The sequence below is a fragment of the Dyella japonica A8 genome (assembly GCF_000725385.1).
GTDB classification, from domain to species: Bacteria; Pseudomonadota; Gammaproteobacteria; order Xanthomonadales; family Rhodanobacteraceae; genus Dyella; species Dyella japonica_C.
Genome location: NZ_CP008884.1, coordinates 1,247,198 through 1,265,457 on the forward strand (window position 1 = coordinate 1,247,198; position 18,260 = coordinate 1,265,457).

At 63.9% G+C, this 18,260-nt stretch carries 13 protein-coding genes; 4 read left to right on the forward strand and 9 right to left on the reverse strand.

Annotation, left to right across the window (positions count from 1 at the left end; genetic code table 11):
* Nucleotides 1-119 precede the first annotated feature (119 nt).
* From HY57_RS22065 to HY57_RS05110, 5 genes are all read right to left on the reverse strand, one after another.
* On the reverse strand, nucleotides 120-638 hold the full coding sequence (locus HY57_RS22065; RefSeq protein ID WP_100218152.1) for a DUF6515 family protein: 519 nt from the start codon (nucleotides 636-638) through the stop codon (nucleotides 120-122).
* Nucleotides 635-1,435: a DUF2092 domain-containing protein gene (locus HY57_RS05100; RefSeq protein ID WP_158407922.1), complete on the reverse strand. Its 801-nt coding sequence runs from the start codon at nucleotides 1,433-1,435 to the stop codon at nucleotides 635-637. The genes HY57_RS22065 and HY57_RS05100 overlap by 4 nt, the downstream gene beginning before the upstream one ends.
* Nucleotides 1,432-1,587, reverse strand: a complete 156-nt coding sequence (locus tag HY57_RS21815; protein WP_019464361.1) for a hypothetical protein — start codon at nucleotides 1,585-1,587, stop codon at nucleotides 1,432-1,434. The genes HY57_RS05100 and HY57_RS21815 overlap by 4 nt, the downstream gene beginning before the upstream one ends.
* Before the next feature lie 249 nt (nucleotides 1,588-1,836).
* A complete protein-coding gene (locus HY57_RS05105; RefSeq protein ID WP_019464362.1) occupies nucleotides 1,837-2,427 on the reverse strand; it encodes a YSC84-related protein in 591 nt (196 codons plus the stop codon).
* A 259-nt stretch (nucleotides 2,428-2,686) separates the two neighbouring features.
* A complete protein-coding gene (locus HY57_RS05110) occupies nucleotides 2,687-4,321 on the reverse strand; it encodes an arylsulfatase (RefSeq protein WP_050997874.1) in 1,635 nt (544 codons plus the stop codon).
* 934 nt (nucleotides 4,322-5,255) lie between these two features.
* Here HY57_RS05110 and HY57_RS05115 point away from each other — a divergent pair.
* The 4 genes from HY57_RS05115 to HY57_RS05130 all read left to right on the forward strand — a co-directional run bounded on the left by HY57_RS05115 (nucleotide 5,256) and on the right by HY57_RS05130 (nucleotide 11,498).
* A complete protein-coding gene (locus tag HY57_RS05115; RefSeq protein WP_019464364.1) occupies nucleotides 5,256-7,457 on the forward strand; it encodes a TonB-dependent receptor in 2,202 nt (733 codons plus the stop codon).
* Nucleotides 7,458-7,567: 110 nt separating this feature from the next.
* Nucleotides 7,568-8,761: a class I SAM-dependent methyltransferase gene (locus tag HY57_RS05120; RefSeq protein WP_019464365.1), complete on the forward strand. Its 1,194-nt coding sequence runs from the start codon at nucleotides 7,568-7,570 to the stop codon at nucleotides 8,759-8,761.
* A gap of 109 nt (nucleotides 8,762-8,870) precedes the next feature.
* Nucleotides 8,871-10,157 carry a hypothetical protein gene (locus HY57_RS05125; protein WP_158407923.1) on the forward strand — a complete coding sequence of 429 codons (1,287 nt, stop codon included), beginning with the start codon at nucleotides 8,871-8,873 and terminating at the stop codon, nucleotides 10,155-10,157.
* Between the two features lie 216 nt (nucleotides 10,158-10,373).
* Nucleotides 10,374-11,498: an acyltransferase family protein gene (locus HY57_RS05130; protein ID WP_019464367.1), complete on the forward strand. Its 1,125-nt coding sequence runs from the start codon at nucleotides 10,374-10,376 to the stop codon at nucleotides 11,496-11,498.
* Nucleotides 11,499-11,733: 235 nt separating this feature from the next.
* Here the strand turns inward: HY57_RS05130 and HY57_RS05135 are convergent, their stop codons facing one another.
* From HY57_RS05135 to HY57_RS05150, 4 genes are all read right to left on the reverse strand, one after another.
* Nucleotides 11,734-13,689 carry an LTA synthase family protein gene (locus HY57_RS05135; RefSeq protein WP_019464368.1) on the reverse strand — a complete coding sequence of 652 codons (1,956 nt, stop codon included), beginning with the start codon at nucleotides 13,687-13,689 and terminating at the stop codon, nucleotides 11,734-11,736.
* A gap of 166 nt (nucleotides 13,690-13,855) precedes the next feature.
* Nucleotides 13,856-15,085 (reverse strand): multifunctional CCA addition/repair protein, encoded by a 1,230-nt coding sequence (locus HY57_RS05140; protein WP_019464369.1) that lies wholly within the window; start codon nucleotides 15,083-15,085, stop codon nucleotides 13,856-13,858.
* Nucleotides 15,086-15,218: 133 nt separating this feature from the next.
* On the reverse strand, nucleotides 15,219-16,157 hold the full coding sequence (locus HY57_RS05145) for a complex I NDUFA9 subunit family protein (protein WP_026033776.1): 939 nt from the start codon (nucleotides 16,155-16,157) through the stop codon (nucleotides 15,219-15,221).
* A gap of 20 nt (nucleotides 16,158-16,177) precedes the next feature.
* Complete coding sequence (locus tag HY57_RS05150; RefSeq protein WP_019464371.1) at nucleotides 16,178-18,256, reverse strand: transglycosylase SLT domain-containing protein; 2,079 nt, start codon at nucleotides 18,254-18,256, stop codon at nucleotides 16,178-16,180.
* Nucleotides 18,257-18,260 lie beyond the last annotated feature (4 nt).

An 18,260-nucleotide genomic window follows, 5' to 3' on the forward strand; every position in this document is an offset into this window, starting at 1 on the left:
TACTGCGTCACGGTGGCTCGTGCTCGTTGCATGAAACGGGATCTGGGGAAAATGGCGGCGTGACCAGGCATGGATACGGTGCGCGCCCAACCCGCTGCGTCGGGCTGGGCGCGCTTGCATCAGTAAGGTGGATTGACCACCACGTATTGCACCTGGCTTCCCGCATAGCTCGGCTGGTACCAGGTGTTGCCGCACTGCGAGTAGGTCACGCCATTGGTGACCACCGTCTGGCAGTTCGGTGGCACCGAATGGACGACCGAGCCCACCACGGCGGCGGTGACGGCGACCGTCGCTGTCACGGCTGCGGCAGTGGCGACCGGGTGGTCATTCCATCCGCGATGATCCCAACCGTTGTCCACGTCCACGTTCACGTTGCGGTTCACGTTGACGTTCTGGTTGATGTTCGTGTTGCGATTGACGTTGCGATTGTTGACGTTGCTGTTGTTGAAATTGCGGTTCCCGGTGTTGTTCCGTGCGGGGGCGTTGATGCTGGAGCGTGACGAGGCGCGGGGTTGATAGTTGCCGCCGCCGCGGCCACCACGCGCCGCCTCCACGGGTGGCGAAAACACCAGCGCCGCGGCACACAGCAGGAATGCACCGTGCAGAGCCATAACCAGTGGGGTGATTCGGCTGTTCATGGCGAGGCCTCCTTGGTCTGCGTGCCTTCGTCGATCTTGATCGGGTGATCGTCCGGCGTCGGATTGAAGCTGAAGGCGCTGTCCGTGAGAGCGGTGCTGGTATCCCAGTCGAAGGTGGCGCGGTACTCGGGCTGGGTCGGGTCATCGAGATTGGCGATGATCAATTTGATGGGAAGCAGGGTCTGCCTTGAGATCCACACCTGCCAGTCCACGCCGGACTGACGCATCAGCAGGTGATCGCATTCGGTCTTTCCTATGCGGGCGGGGCCGATTACGGTCGCCGCCTCGATGGACGACGTGGGCGCCTTGTCCGTACCCCAGTAAAAGAGGTCGGCCAACGGCATGTCGATGCCATAGTCCTGCTGGGCTGCCTCCACCAGCTGGCTGACGCTGCCGGTCATCGGCTTGCGCGCGTAGTAGTGCATCCGTGGCGCGTAGACGGTGAACTGGCTTCCGTCATAGTAAAAGCTGCGTTGCTTGCGGTCGCTGTCGATGGCCGCGAAGAAGTGATTGGGGGCTTTTATCTTGTAGGTAACGGTTCCCCCATAGGTCACCTTCTGCCCTGACTCAAAAACCTCTTCATCAGTGATGTCGGCGGTTACCGAAAAGGTCTTGAGCGAGCGAAGCTTCTTCGCCATGTCATCGATGGCGTGAATCGCCGCCGGTTCGACCGCGGGCGATTCATTGGATGACTCCTGCGGCGGTGTCGGTGCCTGTGCACCCTGGGCCCAGGTTGACGTCGCGGCACACGCGGCCGCAAGCGATACCACGATGATCAACTGCCATTGATGTCTCACGATGCCACCTCCTTGACGTTGGCCATAAAGCCTTTCCGCGTCCGGCAGCGGGACGCGTCGTCGTCCGGCTTCACCATGTAGCTATGGGCGGATAAGGTGCTGGCAGTGGGGAATGCAGGCAGGCACTTGCCGTGCGGCGCAGCGATTTCCATGTAACCCCTTCCGATCTACCGACCTCGATAGCTTGCGCTTGCGATCCCATTCGGGGAATCCGTAGAACTTCAGACATTCGATCACGTAGGACTACTGAATCCGGGTAGCGCAGATTCGCGCTGTCACAGATGCAGCCCACTGGCGCGTGGTCCCATGCGCTGGCGACATGAGCAAAACACCACTCCGTTGCGCAGCACGCGGGCCGGTCTGATCACCCACCGTCCACGGAACACTTCGGCCTTGTGCGTTCAATGGGAGGTTCGGGTGATCTTCTGCCCCTGAACTCCCAGCCCGCCCATCAACCCCTTCTGCCCAAAGATGAACACGTAGACATCGGAGTTGAGATTGTCGGTCGTCATCGACTTCGCCGTACCGGAATCCACGACGACCACACTGGGGCCAACCCCTACCGACCAGCCGCTCGACTTATTCAGGTAGGCAAGCGATTGATCGTTGGCGAGAAACATCACCTGGGAAAACTTCTGCGCACCCGCCTGAAGCCCGAACGATGCTGCCGAGATGTTGTACTTGGCAGTGACCTTGCCTTGCTCGATCAGCACACCATTGCCTTCCAGGCCACCCACCATCAGCCCGGCTTTGACAATGCCTGGAAAGACCAGGATGGCCCGGGATTTGGCGCCTATCTGCTTGGCCTTCGGTTCACTGGCATACAGCGCGTTCAGCGCCGCGAAACTGTCACGTTCGAGCGTTGGGTCGTTCGAGTCTGAAGCTGCGGTTGCATGCACGCGGCCCGGAAAGAGCAACATGGCGGACGCGGAACACGCGATGGCAGCGATCAACAAGGAAGTAACTGCAGCAGATCGCATGGGTTTGAACATGGCATCGACTCCTTCCGGTTTGACCATCAAATGGCGATGTGGAAGACACCTGCGACGAACGCGTGACTGCATGCCGTGATCGACCGGGTGCTCACGGCAGGCGCTGGATGGGGGCCGAGCTGGCGCGATCGTTCGGTGCCATGCTCCCTTCGCGGTGCCCTGAAACAAGGAGTGAGGGGAGCAGGCAAGCCTGCTCCCCTCGGCCAAGGAAACGGCGCACTACCCCACGGCAGGAGGTGCGTCGTCTCTCGAAGGGGGCTTAGTCCCCACCTCCGGGAGCGATGGTGACGCCGCTCTTCTGCAAGGCATCGCGCACGTGCTGGAAGCGCTCGTATTGCTGCAGCGTGATCGGGCCAGAGTAGGCTTCGCTCTGCTGCTTGCGCGGCGGGTACTTCACATAGGTCTTCATCAGCTCGTTCACCGCCTGGCTGAAGGCCGGCAGCGTCCAGGTGCGTTCCGTGAAGTTATTCATGAACAGGTCGTAGCGCTCCTGCGGGTCTTGCCACAGATCGAAAATCTGGGGCACCGCGGCAACGTACTTCTCCTGGCCCTTCCAGCCCAGGTTGCTGTCCACGGCCAGGCCGCCCGTGCTCACACCATCATCGCCGCGAAGATTGAACACGGCCTTGTAGTTGCCCAAGCGCACGGCACCCGGGGACAGCTCGTTTTCAGTGAAGTAGAACCACGACTTGCGGGCCGACTTGCCCGTGCCGAACAGCACCGGCGACATGTCGAAGCTGTCGAAGATGATCGGCTTGTTCTCGCGATCGTTGGTCGGCAGGTTCAGGCCGGCAAGATTGGCAAAGGTTGCCATGAAATCCAGGCTGCCGAGGATGTCGTAGTTGCGCGAATTGCCCTTGATGTGACCTGGCCAGGCGATGACCGCAGGTACGCGGGCGCCACCTTCGCGCACCGTGCCCTTGGTGCCACGGAACGGCGTGTAGCCTGCATCCGGATACACGTCCTGCCACGCACCATTGTCGGTGGTGAACACGATCACCGTGTTGTTCTCGATGCCAAGCTCCTTGATCTTGTCCAGGACGTGGCCAACGCGGGTGTCGAGTTCGACGATCGAGTCGGCGTATTTGCTCTTGGACAGCGACTTGCCGATGAAGTCGGGGTGCGGCATGTTGGGCTGGTGCACCTTCATGAAATTGACGCTCATGAAGAAGGGCTTGCCCGATTTGCCAGCGCTATCGAGATAGTCGAGCGTTGCCTTTTCGACATAGCCATCGATAAAGGGGATGCCCACGACACCCTTGTCAGGCGTATCGACATACTCGCCGTTGACCTTCCACAGCTCCTTGGGCTTCTCCCCGGCATTGGCCTCGAGTGCTCCCAGGGTCGACTTGGTGAACAGTTCGCGCAATTCCGGGCTCATGTCCGGGAACCACTTGGGATCGGTATAGGTGTAGGCGTTGAGGTGATACAGCAGCGCGTACTTCATCACGTCATAGCCATGGGCGTTGGGCAACGCGTAGTCCGACTCGCCAAGATGCCACTTGCCCACGAAGAATGTCTGGTAGTTGGCGCCCTTGAGCACCGAGGCCAGTGTCCACTCGGCATGCGGAAGGCCGCCGCCCTGGCCCTGGAATGACACGGTGGTCATGCCGCTGCGGTTGGGGATACGGCCGGTCTGGATCGCCGCACGACCCGGGGTGCAACTGGGCTGCCCGTAAAAATCGAAGAACGTCATGCCTTCCGCGGCAAGACGATCCAGATTGGGGGTGGGCATGCCACGCCCTTCGCCACCACCGTAGACACCCAGATCGCCCCAGCCCACGTCATCGGCCACGATCAGCACGATGTTGGGCTTGCTTCCCCGGTAATTGCCTTTGGCGGCCTCGGGCGATGGCGTCGCCGTGTCGGGCGCCTGAGCCGTTGGCGCGGACAATTGAGCCGCTTGCGCCGACTGTGGCGTGGTTGAAGCTGCCGACTCGACAGCCCCCTGGTTTGCCGTTGCATTGTTGCTTGATGAACAGGCGGCTCCAAGCACCACTAGCAGTGCGATGGCCGTTCGTGACAACCCTGAAATCCAGCGCATGACCGGAACCTCCTTAGGTAGTAGCCCGCAACCGATGTAGTCGGAAGTCCATTTGACTGCAGGGGAAAGGGTGAGCGACAGCGGATAGCTACCTAGTGAGCAATGGGTAAATCTACCTACGTTGTGACGCCGGTTGAGTGCTTAGGGGGCGTGCGTGCCCTGGCCTTACGTCGTCATACGCATGGCATTGCCACCGGCTCAGCCGGAAGCAGGGGGAACAGGTCGCCGTCGATGGCAGCGTTGCCAATGGCAACAACTGTTCCTGTGGCGCCCAGCGAGGAAAGCCCCTTCCAGGATCAAGTGGTCCCCCGCCTGGTGGACGGGCCTGTCTTGCCGTCGTCGGTGGCAAGGGGGGAGGTTGGGGTCCAGTGAGGGTGGGCGATCAAGCCTGTGGCCACAGGATGAGAGACGCGATTCATCTGGACTACCAATGCATTGGCAAAGACGGCCCCGGCCTGGCGGGCGCTGAGCCGGCGCCGGTAGGCCGTCACGTCGCCGGGCGTCAATGGTCAGGGATAACCCACCAGAAACCGGTAAACACACCTCAATCGTCGGCAAACTCCGTGATATGGCCGCCAATGTAGCCTAACATCGCATTGGAGAGCCGGCCGCCACGACGACAGGGCACGGTGACACGAGACTCCAAAAGGCTGTTCTCGCGGCTAGCTCCCAAGTAGGCGTGAGGGGCAGGCATGACTTCTGGGGCAGGCGTGGGTCGGGTTAGAATGGCAATGTTATAACGTATCGAAAATAACAAGATCACCGCCCCCTTCCCGGAATCACGATGAAACGTACCCTGCTTGCCGCGAGTCTTGTCGTTGCCTTTGGCGCCGTCCCCGCCGCCTTTGCCCAGACCAGCCCGACCCCGGATACCAGCAACGTCGCCACGCCCAACACCTCCGGCGGCGGCGACGCGGCCACCAGCAGCGCCACGCGCAATCAACCCGCCAAGGTGAAGCAGCTCAGCGCCATCAGCGTGAGCGCGGCGCTGGACCAGTCGCGCAACTCGCTTTCGCCTGACACCGGCAGCAGCCAGTACGTGATCGACCAGAAGGCCATCCAGCAATTGCCGCTGGGTGATTCCACCCCGCTCAACCAGGTGATCCTGCAGGCGCCGGGCGTGGTGCAGGATTCCTACGGCGGCGTGCACGTTCGTGGCGACCACGCGAACCTGCAGTACCGCATCAATGGCGTGATCATCCCCGAGTCGATTTCCGGCTTCGGCCAGACCCTGGATGCGCGCACCATCCAGAGCGTGAAACTGCTCGACGGCGCGCTGCCGGCGCAGTACGGCCTGCGCACGGCCGCCGTGGTGGATATCGACACCAAGAGCGGCCATGACCTGGGCAATGGCGGTAGCGTCGGCATCACCGGTGGCTCGTTCGGCACGCTGAACCCGAATGCCTCGGTGTGGGGCAGCAACGATCGCTGGAGCTGGTTCGTCACCGCCAACTACATGGAGAACGATGTCGGCATCGAGAACCCGACCTCGAGCCGCAAGCCCATCCATGACCACACCAACCAGGTGAAGGGCTTCGGTGACATCTCCTACCTGATCAACGACAACACGCGCCTCAGTTTCATGTTCGGCGCGACCAATAACCGCTTCCAGATTCCCAACAACCCGAACCAGACGCCGCAGTTCGGCTACCTGGACACGGTGAACTTCAACTCCGCCGACCTCAACGAGCGCCAGCAGGAAAAGACGCGCTTCGGCGTGCTCTCGCTGCAGGGCAAGTGGGGCAAGACGGATTACCAGGTGTCGGTAGGCCAGCGTTACAGCAGTGTGGGTTTCGATCCGGACGATGTCGGCGACCTGATGTTCAACGGCGTCGCCTCCACCATTCGCCGCAGCAACCGGGCCGACACCCTGCAGGCCGATTTCTCCACGCCATTGGGCGACAGCCACACGCTGCGCTACGGTCTCTATGGCGAATTCGAACGCGGCAACATCAGCAATAATTCGCTGGTGTTCCCGGCCAATCCGGACGGCTCGCAGGCGAGCACCACCCCGATTGGTATCTACGATGCGACGAAACTGTTGGCCCGCACCTATTCGGCCTACCTGCAGGACGAGTGGAGCATCGGCGACAAGTGGACGGTGAACTACGGCCTGCGCGGTGATCGCTACGAACTGTTCCGTACCGAAAGCCAGCTCAGCCCACGCCTGGGCGTGGTCTACCAGGCCACCGACAGCACCACCATCCACGCCGGCTACTCGCGCTACTTCACGCCGCCGGCGACGGAAGTGATCGATGACAGCAACATCGCGCGCTTCGACGGCACCACCAACCAGCTGCCGAGCGGCGGCAACAACCTGCCGCTGGCCGAGCGCTCCGACTACTACGACCTCGGTATCCAGCAGCAGGTCGGCTCCACGCTCACGCTGGGCGTGGATGCGTACTACCGCCAGGTGCGCCGCCTGCAGGACGAAGGCCAGTTCGGCGCGGCGCTGATCTACTCCAATTTCAACTATGACTACGGCCGCGTCCGTGGCGTGGAGTTCACCGCCAACTACGACAACGGCCCGATCACGGCGTACTTCAATGCGGCGTTCAGCCGTGCCATGGGCAAGCGCGTGATGACCGGCCAGTACAACTTCAGTCCAGAAGAGCTGGCCTACATCTACGACAACTGGATCCATCTCGACCACGACCAGAAGCTGGCCTCGTCCGGTGGCATCACCTACTCGTTCACCAAGGCCACGCGCGTGGGCGCCGATTACATCTTCGGCAGCGGCCTGCGCAAGGGCGCGCCGGGTGTGCCCAATGGCGCTTCGCTGCCGTACTACTTCCAGCTCAACCTCAACGTGGGTCACGACTTCACCTTCGGCAGCTTCGGCACGGTGAAGACGCAGCTGGCGGTGATCAACGTGCTCGACCGCACCTACGAGCTGCGTGACGGCACCGGCGTGGGCGTGGGTGCGCCGCAGTTCGGCCCACGTCGCGGCGTGTACCTGAGCCTGCAGAAGGATTTCAGTTTCTAAGCTTCCCAGTCAGCTGGGCCGATGCCCCCGCCATAGCCTTCCTCCTCCCCCTCACGAGGCTATGGCGGGGCATGGGTTAAACTTCCCGCGTTTCCCTGCAGGCAACGCGCATGTCTTCCCGACTTCCCGATCCCGGCGCTGATGAGCGCGCCCATTCCGACCGGCTGCTGACGCGCCTGCGCGAGGAAATCGCCGCGCACGGGCCCATGCCGTTCTCGCAGTACATGGAGCGTTGCCTCTATGCGCCGGGCCTGGGTTACTACAGCGCGGGCAAGACCAAGTTCGGCGAGGCGGGCGATTTCGTCACTGCGCCGGAGCTGGGCGAGCTGTTTGCGCGCTGCGTGGTGAATGCCGCGTACCCGGTGATCCAGATGCTGGGCGAAAACGCCGACTTCCTCGAGCTTGGCGGTGGCAGTGGCGCCTTTGCGGAAGCGGCCATCAAGGCATTTGCCGCCAACGGGACGGTGCCGCGCCGTTATTACATCCTCGAACCCAGCGCCGACCTGCGCGAGCGCCAGCGCGAACGTCTGGAAACGGCGCTGCCGGCGGACCTGTTCGCCCACGTGCTGTGGCTGGATCGTCCACCCGAACAGGACTGGCAGGGCGTGCTGTTCGCCAACGAAGTGATCGACGCCTTGCCGACCACGCGTTTCGCCATGAAGGCCGGCGAGGTGTACGAGGAGTATGTCGCGCTGGATGGCGAAGGCCGCCTGATGCGCGTCGATCGTCCCGCGGATGCGCTGGTGTCGGGCGCGGTGCGGCACGTCGAGCGCGACCTCGAGGCGGAGTTCCCTGACGGGTACCGCTCGGAAATCCTGCCGCAGCTGCCGTACTGGATCCAGGCCGTGGCCGGCTCGCTCACCGCAGGCATGATGCTGTTCATCGACTACGGTTACGTACGGCGCGAGTACTACCTGCCCGAGCGCAACGACGGCACCCTGCGCGCGTTCTATCGCCATCGCGCGCACAACGATCCGCTGCATTTCCCGGGACTCAACGACCTCACCGCATCGGTGGATTTCACCGCGCTGGCCGAGGCGGGCAACAGCGCCGGCTTCGGCGTGGCCGGCTACATGCCACAGGCGCAGTTCCTGATCGGCAGCGGGCTGCAGGACATCTTTGGGGCCGCTTATGAAAGCGCGCCCGACGAGGCCGTCCGCTACAGCCTCGCCCAGCAAGTGAAGAAGCTCACCCTGCCCGACCAGATGGGCGAGCGCTTCCAGGTGATGTTGTTCGCGCGCGGCATGGACGTGTTGCCGCTGCCGGCCGAACTGCTCGAGGCGGATCAGGGTGATCGGCTCTGACATACGTCAGGCTGGCTTGGCATCTTCAATCGGTATGCAAGGACATTTTTCCGCGATGGATACACGGAATCGCCATGGCTGGCTGTTGTTTGTCGCCACACTGTTTTGCGTGCTGGCGGCGCAGGCCCTGCTGATCTTCAACCCCGGCTATCTGAGCCATGATGAGCTGCAGTGGGGCTATTACGCCCAACAGATCAGCGGCGGCTTCTTCAGCAACGGCTTGTGGGGCGACCTGCACGCGTTCCAGTATCGACCGCTGACCTTTTCGCTGTGGATCGAGCTGTCGCGCCGCCTGTTTGAGCATCCTTACGCCTTCCATGCCATTCTCGTAGGTTGGGGCGCCATCAATGCGGGCCTGTTGGCTGTGCTGATGCGGCGAAGCGGTGCGAGTGTCGCGGTTGCCTGGTTGGCCGCCCTGGTGTTCGCGCTCGGCCCTTATGCGGCACACACGCACGGATGGGTGGCTACGATCGCTGATCTCATCTGGGTGAGCTGCGCCCTACTGATTGCCTCGCTGTTGAAGAGCGGCGTGCGGTTGGCCTTTGCGCTTCCGGTGATGTTTGCGCTCTGCGCGATGGCCTTGCTCGCGAAAGAGTCCGCCATTGTCATTCCGGCTCTGATTGCGCTCGGCTGGTGGTTCTCGGGTCGCGAGAAGCGTTGGGGATGGGCCTTCGTGGCCACGGCCGCGCCGGTGGCGATTTACCTCGCCCTGCGCCTGAACTCGATTCTGTTCGCGGGCGGCAATACAGGCTCCATCTACCAGTGGAGCGTGATGAACATTCCCGCGCGCTGGTTCGAATACCAGGTGTTCCCCATGCTGACCGGCCGTCTTGGCGCGGGCGACTTCCTCGCCAAGGGGCTGGCAAACCGGGCGATCATCGTGGCCATGGCGTGGTGGCTGCTGCTTGCATGGTCACTGGGTCGTGCAGGTGGGCGTTGGTTGGCGGCGTTCCTGCTGGGAGGCGTGGTGGCGCTGGGGCCTGTGCTCGTGCTGGCAGATGCCGCCAATCACTACGGCTATGGCTTCGCGGCCGTCACGGCGGCCGTATGTGCGCTTGCGTGGAAGCGGCTCGCTGTGACAGGCCGTGTCATCGTGGTGTTGATCGGCGCGATGTGCGTGTGGCACGGCGTAAACATCATTCGCAGCATGCATGATATCGGCGTCAAGCAGGCGCATTTCTCGCCACAGTTGGCCGAAGCCGTGGCCTCGAATCCATCGCCGGTCCGCTTGCGTCCGGAGAATGAAAGGGATCGCTGGATCTATATCCGCCTTACCCACGACATTCCTGCCTATCGAGGCGTGCCTATCGGCGATCGGGTGCAGCTGGTACCGCAGGGAGAGTCGGCCGATTATCTGATTAGGAATGACGGTAGCCTGCAACGCACGAATCACTGATTCGCACAGGTCAAAAAGGGGCAACGCACCCGCCAGACTTAGTGAGATCACCCGGTGTTTCGGCATCGCGCAGGTCGAGGTGCACCAGCGTGCAGTGGCGTTTCCTGGCCCGGTCCGGTGCGGGCGCTGATCTCGTCGCCAGGCACCGGCCATCCTGTCTATCGGGAGTGAAAACCGGCAGAATTCTGCCATGGATGGCTATTTCACGATTCAATGATGAGTCTGTTCCGAACGCGTACGCTGGCCGAGGCATCGGCCCAAGGGCAGGATAATTTTCTGTTGCTGCGCCTGATGGCCGCGAGCATGGTGATCTATGGGCATGGCAACGCAGTAAGCGCTAACGCCAGGTTTCCGGACCTGTTCGTGTGGCTCGGCTGGGGCTCGTATTCGGGCGCCATAGCCGTAAGTGCGTTCTTTGTCATCAGCGGCTTCATGATTACGGGTAGCTATGTCCGGCGCCGGCATCTTCCGAGCTTTCTGTGGGCGCGCCTTCTGCGGATTTATCCGGCATATGTGTTCTGCCTGCTGGTGTCGGCGTATCTGGTTGGCGCCATCGTCACCTCACTGCCGCTCGCGGACTACCTTCGCGATCAACAGGTATGGCGATATGTGAGCAAGAATCTTGAGCTCGGCAAGTATCTCGCCTATCACTTGCCCGGTGTCTTCACCGGCAACCAGGTCGGTGGCGCAGTCAATGGGTCGATTTGGACCTTGCCGGCAGAAGTGCGGATGTATCTGTGGGTTGCGCTCGTCGGCGTGACGGGAATCCTTGGGGGCAAGTATCTCGCCACTGTGTTCATCGCAGCCTTGGTTGCCTGGGGCGTCATGCGGCCCGCCTCGATCCCGCTTGTTCCGCTCGCGGATTTCGTGCCGCTCGCCGGCTATTTTGCTTTGGGCGCTTTCTGTTTCCTGAATCGGGCATGGGTGTATGTCGGCTGGCCAGTCGCCCTGGTGACCGGCATTCTTGCGTGGCTCGCCCACGGCAGCGTGGTGTATCCGTTTGCCATGGCGCTTGCGCTAGCCAGCTTCGTGTTTGCCTTCGCGTACAACACGCGATGCGATCGATTTAATCGCCTTGGCGATTATTCCTACGGCCTCTACCTGTGGGGCTTCCCCATCCAGCAGGTCGTGGCGCAGCATGTGCCGGGCGCTTCGGGTCTGGCCAACGCGGCCTTCGCCTGGCCGCTCGCGATGGTGATGGCCATCTTCTCCTGGCACATGGTCGAGAAGCCGGCGCTGGGCCTCAAGGCGTTGCCCGGCAAGGGCTATCAATGGCTGGCATCGGTGAGAGGCCACGCCAGGCGCAAGACGGCGCTGAAGTCGCGCGAGGGCGAGGCCTAGTACGGACGAGCGTGGATGGCTTGATCGGGTGGCAATCGGATGCGAGCTGTTGTGGAGGCACTCCTGCAACAAGACCAGCTGAGCGGCCGTACCGGCATCAACGTAGGTAAACATCCGCCGGCCGAGCTGCCTTTGCCCTGTGGAGGGTGCCGACGCACGGTGGCATCAATAGTTTCGTGGACTGAGGTGATACGGGGCACTCTTCCGAAGAGCGGCCCCGCTGCCTGCAGGTGGCTCAGTTCACGGGCTTGTTGTCATCGACTCGCTTGCCCATCTGCCCGTGCTTGTACAGGTAAGCGGCCACCTGGTAGTAGACCGTGGCGTCATCCACCTGCGCCTGGTTCACCGGCGTGTTCGGCACGGCGTCGCCAGTGTCGAAGTCTGGCTTTACCTGTTCAAGCTTGCGTTGCGGCTCGAGCACAGTGAGCAGGTCGCCGTGCAGGTAGCCGAGCTTCTCGTAGGTGGCGGGGAAAGCGCGTTCGCGGCCCGGCTCGAGCTGGAAGATGTCAGCACCGAAGAAGCGGCTGCGATAGCTGAAGTTCAACAGGCCCATGACGGTCGGGATGATGTCGATCTGGGACATCTGGCGCGACACGCGCTGTGGCTGGATGTTCTTCGGCGAATAGATCCAAAGCGGGATGTGGTAGCGGTTGATCGGCACGCTGGTGCGACCCGCGCTGGAGGCGCAGTGGTCGGCGGTGATCACGAAGACGGTGTTGTCGAAGTACGGGCGGGACTGCGCGCGCTTGATGAAATCGGCGATTGACCAGTCGGTGTAGGCCACGGCGGCTTCGCGCGTGCCGTCTTTCTGTGGCACGCGGTTGGCCGGCACCGTGAACGGGCGGTGGTTGGAGGTGGTCATGATGTGCAGGAAGAACGGCTTGCCCTGCGCCTGCGCCTCGTCCATCTGCTTGAGTGCCAGCGTGTAGAGATCCTCGTCCGCCACACCCCACACGTTCTCGTGATGGATCGTCTCGCCCTTGGCGATGTCGTTGCGATCCACCGCGCGATAGCCGTTGTGCGCGAAGAAGTAGTTCATGTTGTCGAAGTAGCCGTAGCCACCGTAGACAAAATCGGACTGGTAGCCACGGTCATTGAAGACGTTCGCGGCGGAGAACAGGTTTTCGTTGTTGTGCGCCTTGACGATGGAATCGCCCGGCGTGGGCGGCACCGACAGCGACAGCGCCTCCAGGCCACGCACCGTGCGGGTGCCGTTGGCGTAGAGATTGTCGAAGAACATGCTCTTGTCGATCAGGGCATCGAGATTGGGCGTGATGCCGCGCTTGTCGCCGAATTCCTTGAGGAAATCGGCCGAGAAGCTCTCCACGCTGATCAGCACCACGTTGAGATGCTTCTCCGGGCCGGCATGGCGGATCTCGCGGGTGAGATCCTGCGGGTCGTCGCTCACGTAGGTGGCCTCGGGCGTCTTCACCAGGTCGCGCACGCGCCTGAACGCTTCATCGTCGGGCAGGGTGCGGTAGAAGCGCGAATAGTCGAGGTGGCTGCTGCGGAAGGCGGCGACGAATTCGTACACGCCATTGCCCGAAAGCTCGTTGACGTAGGCGTTGTCGGTGCGGTCCTTGAAGGTGCCCTTGATGGCCACCGCTGTCACCACCGTGATCACCAGCCACGCCAGCGCCACCTTGCTGCGCTGGAGGAAAGTGGTGCCACCATCACGCGCGGCGAGGCTCTTGCGGCTCAGCCACACCACCACGAAGGTAGCGAAGGCCAGCAGGCTGATCCACGTGCCCAGCGGATACGATTCGCGGATGTTGCCGATCACCTCGGTCGTGTAGACCAGGTAATCCACCGCGATGAAGTTGAAGCGCGTGCCGAACTCGCCCCAGAACACCAGTTCCGAGGCCGCCGTGAACAGCAGGCCAAACAGCAGCACGGCGCCGCCACCGTAGAGCAGCCACTGCCCCAGGCGCGATGTGTAGATGCGTCGCGGCACCAGCCACAGGTAAAGCACCAGCGGCCAGGCGAGGTAGACGTAGGCGATCAGGTCATAGCTCAGGCCCACGCCGAAGGCGTAGGCCCAGTACAGCGGGTTGTGCGGCACGCCGCTGCCTGCCATGAAGAGCAGCACGATGCGGGTGAGTGCACCGATCAGCACATAGCTGATGGCCAACCACGACAGCGGGCGGAACCGCTGGCGCAGCGGCGGGATCGGTGAGAACTCAGTCGGCACGAAAAACTCCGGAGTGCGGGAAACAGGTACCTGGCCGCGTGGCAGCCAGGTGGAATGGGGTGGCCGCGTTCATGCATGGAACAGGCTTGGAGGCACCAAGCGGGCGGACAATGAACCTTCTACCTTATTTGGCGCTGCCTTTCATCTGCCTTGCGCATGGCTTCCTTCAGGCCGATGGCTTTCGTAGGGCGGCAATGGCCGCCACGCGGGCCGCTGCCATGGCTTCGCCGATGGCCGGGCCTTTCAACCCATCGGCCACGAATGGCTCCGAACGCACGGCGGCTGCCGCGTCGCGGGTGCGCCGCAGGTAGTCCGCCTGTGGGTAGTCGTCATCCTCGTGGCCCAGCCGTCCGCGCTTGTCAGCCTCGCAGGCGGCAAGGAACAGCTCCAGACGCTCCGGGCGCCGCAGCGCGTCCAGCGAGGTGAGCAGGCGCAGCACCGTCGATGGTTTCAGCTCGAAGGCCCGGTGGGCATTGAGGTGCTCGCGACACACCTGCTCGGCCAGCGCGGCGTGCTCGGTGGGCACCTTCAGACGGGCAGCCAGCCGCTGCAGCGGGGCGACGCCGGCATGCTCATGGCCCAGGTGGCGCGGCAGCACGTCGGCGGGCGTCAGTGCCTTGCCCAGGTCGTGCGTGAGCGCGCAGAAGCCCACCACGTCATTGCCCGGCGCGATGCGGGCGGCCATGTCGAGCACCATCTCCACGTGCACGCCGGTGTCGATCTCTGGATGGAACTCCGCGCGTTGCGGCACGCCGTACAAGGCGTCCACTTCGGGAAACAGCACGGCCAGCGCGCCCGATTCGCGCAGTACGCGCAGGAAGGCCGAAGGCTGCGCCTCGCCCAGCGCCTTGCGTGTTTCCTGCCAGACACGTTCGGGCACGAGATGATCCACTTCGCCATCGCGCACCATCTGCTGCATCAGCGCCATGGTGTCGGGTGCCACGGTGAAGCCCAGCGGCGCGAAACGCGCGGCGAAACGCGCCACGCGCAGCAGGCGCACGGGGTCTTCCACAAACGCGGGCGACACGTGGCGCAACAGGCGTTGTTCCAGGTCGCGCGCGCCCAGGAACGGATCGACCAATTGGCCGTCCGCGGTTTCCGCCATGGCGTTGATGGTGAGGTCGCGTCGCGCAAGATCCTCTTCCAGCGTCACCGAGGGATCGGCGTGGAACGCGAAGCCGTGGTAGCCGTGGCCGGTCTTGCGCTCGGTGCGCGCCAGGGCATATTCCTCGCCGGTACGCGGATGCAGGAATACCGGAAAGTCCTTGCCGACCGGACGAAAGCCCTGTTCCAGCATGTCTTCGGGGCGTGCGCCGACCACCACGTGGTCGTGGTCGGCCACCGGCCGGCCCAGCAGTTTGTCGCGGACGGCGCCGCCGACGAGGTAGGTGTGCATGAGGGGGATTCTGCCATGCGGGGCGCAAGGGTCTCGCCATATACCTGTGGGAGCGCACCCTGTGCGCGACAAGCCGACGAAGCGGCGACGCCGTCGCGCACAGGGTGCGCTCCCACAAAAGACCGAAAAGCGTTCAGCGGCCGGTGGAGCGCGCCTTCTTCAGCCGCCGCTGCCGTGCCGGCTCCTTCAGCAACACGGGAAGCCACGCTTCCAGCGGCTGGGGTGTGATGCCAAGCGCCGCGTAGCCGTCCGCCTTGCCCACCGAATCGGTGCGCAGCGAGCGGAAGTTGTCCAGGGAAAACGGCTTGCCGGGCAGTAGCTGGGCTACTTGCGCCTGCAGGCGGCCCAGGCTGTCGGGCAGCGGGATGATGGGCGTGCGTACGCCCAGGTTGGAGCGGATCAGCCGCACGATCTCGCCGAGCGTCAGCACATCGGGGCCGTACAGCTCGAAGCTGCGGTCCACGCCCAGCTTGTCGTCGCCGATGCAGCGCGCCATGGCTTCGGCCACGTCGCCCACCCAGGTCGGCGCCATCCGCGAGGCGGCGCGTGGCAGCGGCAGTGCGGGCAACTGGCGCAGCAGCGTGGCGAAGCGATCCACCAGGCCGCCGCCCGCGCCGAACATCACGCTGGGCTGGTAGATGGTCCAGTCCAGCGACGAGTGACGGATCAGCGCCTCGGCCTCGCCCTTGCTCTTGAGGTACTGCGACAGGCCCTGGCCCGCCTTGAGCGCGCTCATGTGATGCAGGCGCGACACGCCGGCTGCCTGGCATGCGCCGAGCACGCGCTGCGCGAGGTCCACGTGCGCGTGCTGGAAGGTCTGGTTGCCGAAGGCGTTGAGGATACCGACCAGGTTGATCACCGCGTCCGCGCCGTCAAACTGACGACGCAGGGCATTGGCGTCATAGACGTCCACGCTGCGGATGCGCACGTCCGGCAGCACGGCCATGGCGCGTTGCCGTTCCCGGTTGCGCGAAAGCAGCACGATGCGATGGCCGTCTTTTGCCAGGCGCGGCAACAGATGCGAACCGACGAAGCCGCTGCCGCCGAGCACTACCAGTTGTTTGGCTTTCAGGGTCACTGTTTGCCTCTCCGTCAACGAGTGCCGGTGCTGCTGGCCGAAGCCGGCGGGGGCAGGTTGCTCGCGGGTGCTGCCGAGGCTGGCTCCGCCGGCGTGGGCGGCGCCACCACCGGGCAGGTCACCAGCTTACGCTCGCTATGACTGTCCGGCAGCGTGTAGGTCTGGCCGATGGGCGTCAGGCGCTGCGACAGCGTCACGGCGTTGCCGTGCTGGCGCCAGTCATAGATCACCGCGAAGGACATCACGCGCGCGACGTATTCCCGCGTTTCCTTGTACGGAATGGTGGCGATGAACAGGTCCGGCGGCAGCGTGCCACGTGCTTCCAGCCACTGGTTTACCTTGCCGGGGCCGGCGTTGTACGCCGCGCTGGCGAGCCAGGGCGCGCCGTTGAAGCTGCCCGCCATCTGCGCGAGGTAGCGCGTGCCCAGGATGATGTTGGTGACAGGATTGAACAGCGAATCGCCGCCGACCCAGGTAATGCCGTTGCGCTTGGCCACCAGCGCCGCCGTCGACGGCAGCAGCTGCATCAGGCCGCGTGCGTCGGCGCCGGAGCGCGCATCGGGCATCCACGCACTTTCCGCGCGGAGGATGGCATAGGCCCACGAGGGTTCGATGCCCGCCTCTTCGGCTTGCGGCACCAGGCCGTCCTGGCTGGCCAGGGGAAAGCGTTGCTCGTAGTAGCGCAGCGCATCGCCGGTATTGAAAGTGAATACCGCACGGTCATACCAGCCGCGGCGATAGGCGATATCGACGGCCTGTTTCAGCGTTTCCATGTCGGCGCCGTCGAGCGCCTGCGTCCATTCGCGGCGCGCCTGCCTGGGCAGGCCTACGGCGTAGAGCTCGAACGCGCGCACCAGACCCTGGTTGGCCAGCAGAGTGCGCTCGCGCTGCGGGTTGCCCTTCAGTTCGAGCTGGCAGATGCCGTACGGCGCGTTGACGCGGTCGGCGGCGAGGAAGCCGAAGAACGTCGGTTCCTGCGCAAGGCTGGCGAGCACCTGCTGCGCTTCGCTCGCGCGGCCCGTCTGGGTCAGCGCGCGGGCGCGGAACCAGCGCCATTCGCCATCCTGCTGCTGCGCGGCCGGCATGGCATCGATGGCGGCGAGCGCGGCGGTCCAGTCCTGCAGTGCCAGGGCGGCGCGCACGCGCCATTCGCGGCTGGTATCGGTCTGCACCGACACCGGCAGGGCGACGAGGCGTGAGATCGCACTGGCGTCGTAGTCGGTGGCATGGAACAGCGCCAGCGCGTACATCACGCGATTGCGCTGCTCCGGCGTGAAGGCAAAGCGGCCCTCCAGCTTCTGCCATGCAATGTCCGCCGTGACGGACTGGCGCCGCGCCAGCCGCTCGAGCGCGAGCATGGCGGCCTGCCGGTTGCGCGGCGAATCGGGCCACTGGTTCGCGGCCACGGCAGCGGCACCCGGGTCAGTCAGCGCGGAGGCGATGCGCCGCGCGGATTCCGACTGGTCGGCCGGTAGCCAGCCGGCCAGGTTGTTGATGGTGCCGGGCTGCACGGCATCGGCGGCGCGTTCGATGCGATCCCACAGGCGCGGCTCGGTGAGCAGGCCCTGGTCGTGCGCCGCGCCCAGCACGGGGTCGCAGGCGCTGGGCAGCTTGGGTTTGGACCACAGCGCGGCGAGATCGCGATCGAAATCGAGCGACGCGCCCTTGCTCATCTGCGCCTGCAGGGCATTGCAGGTGAGCGCATCGCCAAGGCCCGGCTGGTACATCGCCAGGAAGTTGTCCCAGTCCTGGCGGCGCGCCAGTTCGGTGAGGAAGTCGCGGCGCAGGTCGCTGGCCGGGATCAGCGCCGGATAGTGCTTGAGGTAATCCTCCACCTGCGGGCGCTGTACCTGGCGGATGTCGTGCGTGAGCGAGGCCGCTTCCAGATACGGGTACAGCGGATAGCCCTGCAGCCCGCTGGCCGCGCTCTTCCAGCCATCGCCACCCTGCTGGGCGGTGGCATACGCCTGCTTGAAGGCAGTGCGCTGCGCTTCCGTGGGTTCGGCCGCCTGGGCCGCGCCTGCCAGCCACAGGCCGGCCACCAGGATGAGCAAGCGTCGGGCGAGATGCCGCGGTGCTGCGTGCTGGGACATGACT